This is a genomic window from Pseudoroseomonas cervicalis ATCC 49957 (genome assembly GCF_000164635.1).
Classification (GTDB): Bacteria; Pseudomonadota; Alphaproteobacteria; order Acetobacterales; family Acetobacteraceae; genus Pseudoroseomonas; species Pseudoroseomonas cervicalis.
Map to the genome: position 1 here is coordinate 834110 of NZ_GG770778.1, position 3838 is coordinate 837947.

General features: G+C 68.8%; 2 protein-coding genes and 1 pseudogene. 2 read left to right on the forward strand and 1 reads right to left on the reverse strand.

Annotation, left to right across the window (positions count from 1 at the left end; genetic code table 11):
- The first annotated feature begins 244 nt into the window (after nucleotides 1-244).
- Nucleotides 245-1438, forward strand: a complete 1194-nt coding sequence (locus HMPREF0731_RS10845; RefSeq protein WP_007004163.1) for a M20 aminoacylase family protein — start codon at nucleotides 245-247, stop codon at nucleotides 1436-1438.
- Between the two features lie 156 nt (nucleotides 1439-1594).
- Here HMPREF0731_RS10845 and HMPREF0731_RS10850 read toward each other — a convergent pair whose 3' ends face one another.
- On the reverse strand, nucleotides 1595-3415 hold the full coding sequence (locus tag HMPREF0731_RS10850; RefSeq protein WP_040612671.1) for a PHA/PHB synthase family protein: 1821 nt from the start codon (nucleotides 3413-3415) through the stop codon (nucleotides 1595-1597).
- Between the two features lie 196 nt (nucleotides 3416-3611).
- Here HMPREF0731_RS10850 and HMPREF0731_RS25320 point away from each other — a divergent pair.
- A pseudogene (locus HMPREF0731_RS25320) lies at nucleotides 3612-3838 on the forward strand (hypothetical protein); the annotation flags it as partial.

Genomic DNA, 3838 nt, shown 5'->3' on the forward strand with positions numbered 1-3838 from the left:
CCCGGGCCGTGCAGGCCACCCGGCGGCGGCCCGCGGCAAGGACCGCAACTGGCGCGATGGCGATTTCCGCGACAGCTCGCGCTGAGCTTTCGTGGCTGAGGCGTGAGACGGGCCGGGGGGGCGACCTCCCGGCCCGTTGCCGTTTCCGGAAGATGTCATGGAAGGGGAATAGTTGCCTTCCCCCTGTTGCCCTTCGCGCCGGAGAGGCGGAGGCTCACCCTCCCACAGACAGGGAAGCCGCCCCATGCCGCAGGACACCGACCCCCAGATCGCCGCCATCGCCGAGGAGGCGACCGCCTGGCGCCGCCATCTGCACGCCAACCCCGAACTGTCCTTCGATGAGGTGCAGACCAGCGATTTCGTGGCGGAGAAGCTGGCGAGCTGGGGCATCGCGGTGACGCGCGGCATCGCCGGCACGGGGCTGGTGGGCACGCTGCAGGGCAAGCGCCAGGGCAGCAATGCCGGCCGTGCCATCGGGCTGCGCGCCGACATGGACGCGCTGCCGATCCTGGAGGAGACGGGTGTGCCTTACGCCTCCACCAAGCCCGGCGTGATGCATGCCTGCGGCCATGACGGGCACACCGCCATGCTGCTGGGCGCCGCGCGCTACCTGTCGGAGACGCGGGATTTCGAGGGCACCGTGCATTTCATCTTCCAGCCGGCCGAGGAGAAGGGCGGCGGCGGCCGGGTGATGGTGGAGGAGGGGCTGTTCCAGCGTTTCCCCTGCGATGCCGTCTATGGCATCCACAACGGGTCCAACGTGCCGAAGGGGCAGTTCATCATCACCCGCGGCACCACCAATGCGGCGGCCGACACGGTGACGCTGAAGGTGCGGGGCCTGGGCGGCCATGCGGCGCGGCCGCACCAAGCGCTGGATCCGGTGCTGGTGGCCTCGCATATCGTGGTGGCGTTGCAGAGCGTGGTCAGCCGCCGGGTGGACCCGCTGGATTCGGCGGTGCTGTCGCTGTGCAGCATCCATGGCGGCAGCGCCTGCAACGTCATCCCCGAGGAGGTGGTGATCGAGGGCACGGTGCGCACGCTGCGCCCCGAGACGCGCGACGCCATGCAGCGCCTGCTGACCGAGGTGGCGACGGCGACCGCCACCGCGCATGGCGCCAGCGTCGAGATCCTCTACGAGCGCGGCTATCCGCCGGTGGTGAACAGCGACGGTCCGGTGGAGCGCGCGCAGCTGGCGGCGGCGAAGCTGGCTGGCGAGGAGCGGGTGGTGAAGAACAGCCCCCCGACCATGGGGGGCGAGGATTTCTCCTACATGGCGCTGGCGGTGCCGGGCTGCTTCATCCGGCTGGGCCAGGCGGAGGAGGGCAAGCCCAACTTCTCCACCCATCATCCGCGCTACAATTTCAACGATGCCATCCTGCCGATGGGCATCGCCTTCTGGTCCTCGCTGGTGGAGCAGGAGCTGGCGCCGGCGGAATAGGTTTTTCTGTCAGCTGCCGGTCATGGCCGGGACGGTGGCCGCTGCACTTCTCCGGGTCGCTCCGGCCCAGGGCAGCGGCCCGCCTGTCCGGGAGATGGCGGCAGCCTGACAGAAAAAAGCAGGGGGTCCGGGGGAATTCATTCCCCCGGGCTTTTTTCAATCGGTCGCCATGACCTTCACATAGCTCCCGGGCGCGTCCTCCAGCGCGGGAAGCCCACCCTCTCCGGGGATGCGCGCCTTCACCTGCGCCTTGTCCAGCCCCGACACCCAGCGATGCCAATCCGGCCACCAGGAGCCGGCCAGCTCGGTGGCGCTGGCGAACCAGTCCTCGGGGGCGGGGGGCAGGCTGTCCGCCACCCAATGGCTGTACTTGCCGGATTCCGGCGGGTTGGCGACGCCCGCGATATGGCCCGACGCGGCGAGCACGAAGCGCACCGGGCCCTGGTAGATCTGGGTCGCGCGGTAGGTGCTCTTCCAGGGCGCGATGTGGTCTTCGCGCGTCGAGAGGATGTAGGTGGGCAGCTTGATCTTGCGCAGGTCGAGATCGACGCCGCCGAGGCTGATGGCGCCGGGCTTCACCAGGTCGTTCTGCTGGTACATGCGGCGCAGGTAGAAGCTGTGCATGGCCGCCGGCATGCGGGTGCTGTCGTCGTTCCAGTAGAGCAGGTCGAAGGGGAAGGGCTCCTGCCCCAGCAGGTAGTTCTGCACGACGAAGGACCAGATCAGGTCGTTGGCGCGCAGCATGTTGAAGGTGGTCGCCATTTCGCGCCCCTCCAGATAGCCGCGCTTCTGCATGCGCTCTTCCAGCGATTGCAGCTGCTCCTCGTCGATGAAGACGGAGAGTTCGCCGGCCTCGGCGAAGTCGACCATGGTGGTGAAGAAGGTGGCGGATTTGATCCGCGTGTCCTTCTTCACCGCCATATGGGCGAGCGTCGAGGCCAGCAGCGTGCCGCCCAGGCAGTAGCCGATGGCGTTGACCGCCTTCTCCCCGGTTGCCTTCTGGATGGCGTCGAGCGCGGCGTAGACGCCCTCGATCATGTAGTCCTCGAAACTCTTCTGCGCGAGCGTCTCGTCGGGGTTGACCCAGGAGACCATGAAGACGGTGTGCCCCTGGGCGACCGCCCACCGGACAAAACTGTTCTTGGGACGCAGGTCGAGGATGTAGAACTTGTTGATCCAGGGCGGGATGATCAGCAGGGGCCGCTTCAGCACCGTCCCGGTGGCGGGGCTGTACTGGATCAGCTGCATCAGGTCGTTCTGGTAGACGACCTTGCCGGGCGAGACGGCGATGTTCTCGCCGATCTGGAACTTGGTCTCGTCCGTCATGCGGATGCGCAGCTTGCCCTTGCCGCGCTCGAGGTCGGAGAGCAGGTTCTGCAGGCCGCGCAGCAGATTCTCGCCGCCCGTCTCGGCGGTGCGGCGCAGAACCTCCGGGTTGGTCATCAGGAAGTTGGACGGGCTCATCGCGTCGACGAATTGCCGCGTGTAGAAATCGACCTTCTGCGCCGTCTTGGGGTCGAGGTCGTCGGCGGCGTGCGCGACATTGGTGAAGTAGCGCGCCGAGAGCAGGTAGGACTGCTTGATGAAGTCGAACACCTCGTTCTCGCGCCAGGCCTCGTCCTTGAAGCGGCGGTCCTTCGGGTCCTCGGCGATGACGGGGGACACCTCCTCGCCGCCCCAGATGCGGCGGGCGGTGTTCTGCCACAGCGTCAGGTAGTCCTGCCAGAAGCCCAGCTGCGCCTGCATCAGCCGCGCCGGGTTGGCCATCAGCCGGGTCGTCATCTCCATGAAGGCGCTGCCGATATGGCTGGGGTCGGCGCCGGGGGCGCCGTCCAGCCCCTCGCCGGCCTGGCGCTTCAGGAAATCGGCGACGATGCGCTGCCCGCGCTCGGCGACATCGGCCATGGTGCGGCTGACCAGGGCGGGGTCCGGCATGCGGAAGGCGCCGGGATCCGGGGGGGTGTCGTTCTGCGCCATGCTTCCCTCCGCGCCTTCGCGCTCTTCTGTGCCCATCGTCGGCCCGGCCCGCCGGCCCGGCGCTTCACCCTGCGAGGCTTTCGGGCTATCCCGGGCCATCGGTCGGAAAGGGCGAAGCATGGAGCAGCATGGCGGTCGGAGCCCCTGGCACGGTAGTGCCCGCCCCCGGCCTCAGCAAGCGGGGCCGGGCCTGCCGGTGGCGCTGTTGCTGCTGCTGGCCCTGCCCTTGGCGGGCTGCGTCGGCACCCCCTCTGAGGGGCCGCTGGAATTCTGGAAGAACGCCTTTGGCGAGCCCTTGCAGGGCAGGCCCTTGCCGCCCGGGGCGGAGGGCGCCTACCCCAACCTCGCCTCCGTTCCCCCGGCGCCGCCGCGCGGCTCGGCCTCCGAGCGGGAGGCGCTGAGCGCGGCGCTGGCCGAGGCGCG